The organism is Pseudochrobactrum sp. AO18b (assembly GCF_000409565.1).
In the GTDB taxonomy this organism is placed as follows: domain Bacteria; phylum Pseudomonadota; class Alphaproteobacteria; order Rhizobiales; family Rhizobiaceae; genus Pseudochrobactrum; species Pseudochrobactrum saccharolyticum.
Window position 1 is genome coordinate 1 of record NZ_ANNO01000452.1, and the last position, 1,534, is coordinate 1,534.

Genomic DNA, 1,534 nt, shown 5'->3' on the forward strand with positions numbered 1-1,534 from the left:
CGTGAATAAAAACCCGAACATTAATTAAAAGGCGGGTCAATTCTCGGTGGAAAAACCGGGGCAGTTCTTAGCGGCAATCAACAGGGGTAGACAACCCCCTGTTTGAGACAGGTTTGGTTTAATAGAGAAGAGGTTCAAGGACATCCGCCGCGCGACGCGCAAGCACCATTCTACGGAAGACAAAATTCATCATACTGGAAGGGTTGCGTGGCGAAAACAGCATCGCTACGATTCGCCGTCGTGAGGGGATCGCCAAGAGCTCTATAACTGGTCAAAGGAATTCATCGAAAAGGGGAAGAAATGGCTTGCAAGCGGTCTGCTCACTCAGCGACCAGTGACGAGGTCAAGGCGCTATGCCGTGAAAACCGCGACCTGAAAGATGCGCTGACTGATCGTACCCTGGAAAATCGCCAGCTCAAAAAACATGATCGCGGCTGGGGGGACGAGGAATTCGATATCCAACCACCGAAAAGCTTGATCTCATCCGGCTGGTCGAGCAGTCGCACCTATCGGTCAGATAAACCCTCCACCGACTCGGCATAGCGCTCGCGCACAGCATTCAGTGGTGAATTAACAGACCAAACAAACTATGTTTGCCGGCCAGGAAACCGCGCTGCTTGAGTTCCCAAGTCCGAATTGAAGCCCGAAGCTGTTGGTCCGCTTTCGAACGTACAGAAGAAATAAATGCCATAGAGCTAGAAAATTTGCAATGGCGGCTGCTGATATTCATCTCGGTCGCCTCTCTCGGAAATCATAGAACATCTTTCTTTAGTAATGCTTCAAGCCAATCGGCGAAGACTTGCAATCGCCGCGAGAAATGTTGGCGATGCGGGTAAAGCAGCGTCATAAGCATAGGCTCCGTGCGATGGTTTACCATAACCTCAACCAGTTCTCCTGCATCCAGATGTGGTCTGACATCGTAGGCAGGTATCTGGATCAAGCCGAGCCCCGCCAGACAGCAGGCGATATATGCTTCCGCGCTATTGACGGTAATGCGGCTTCGCATCTGTTTTGTTCGTAGATTGCCATCCTCGATCCATTCCCAGTCGTCGACCCGGCCAGTGGAGGGGGAAGCATAGTTGACGGCCCAGTGGGAGCTGAGATCACTGGGGCTTTTAGGAGCGCCATGTCGTTTCAGATAGGCGGGGCTTGCGACATTGATCAGCGCCAGTTTGCCGATAGGTCGCGCTATCAGGCCTGAGTCAATTAAAGGCCCGACGCGCAGCACGCAATCTACACTGTCTTCTATGAGATTTACTGCGCGGTCGGAGACGCCGAGATCGATATCGATTTGAGGGAAACGTTCTAGGAATTGAGGAAGTGCCGGCGCAATAATGAGCCGCCCAATACGACCAGGAACGTCGATCTTCAGTCTGCCCGACGGTTGAGCTGCGGTCTGCCGGAACAGGTTTTCCGTATCCTCGACTTCGGCAATGACTCGCAGGCAACGCTCGTAAAAAGCTGCGCCGTCCTGGGTCGGTGAGACGCGACGTGTAGTGCGGTGGAGCAACCGCGCACCTACACGTCCCTCCAG

Annotated in this window: 1 protein-coding gene and 1 pseudogene; one reads left to right on the plus strand and one right to left on the minus strand. The window is 53.3% G+C overall.

The features are described from left to right. Positions 1-121 precede the first annotated feature (121 nt). Positions 122-518, plus strand: a pseudogene (locus A918_RS22355) (IS3 family transposase); the annotation flags it as partial. 233 nt (positions 519-751) lie between these two features. Here A918_RS22355 and A918_RS0117065 read toward each other — a convergent pair. Next, positions 752-1,534 (minus strand): LysR substrate-binding domain-containing protein (locus tag A918_RS0117065; RefSeq protein ID WP_028233937.1); only part of this gene is annotated, 783 nt, incomplete at its 5' end.